The organism is Acuticoccus kandeliae (genome assembly GCF_003073115.1).
This window is the reverse complement of the sequence record NZ_QBBV01000199.1, coordinates 1-281: the sequence shown is the minus strand read 5'-3', so window position 1 is coordinate 281 and position 281 is coordinate 1. Positions and strand designations below refer to the sequence as shown.

General features: G+C 47.3%; 1 protein-coding gene. It reads right to left on the bottom strand.

Features of this window, described 5'->3' with window-relative positions; genetic code table 11:
* On the bottom strand, positions 1–281 hold a 281-nt coding region (gene ssb / locus DBV35_RS29940), incomplete at both ends, for a single-stranded DNA-binding protein (RefSeq protein WP_117434511.1).

Here is a 281-nt window from a genome sequence, read left to right as displayed (position 1 = left end):
GATGCCCTTGTCCACCATTTCGAGGCTCTAAAAATTGAACACTTTCTGAAAGTACCTCAGTTACATAAACTCTTTTTCCGTCTTGCCCTTCATAATTGCGGGTTTGTAACCTTCCATCTACCCCGGCAAGAGATCCTTTTTTGAGATAATTCGCAACGTTTTCCGCTGTCTTTCGCCACACAACGCAATTTATAAAGTCAGCCTCTCGCTCCCCTTGCTGGTTGGCTCTTGCTCGATTGACCGCAAGCGTAAACGTAGCAACCGCAACCCCGTTCGGTGTG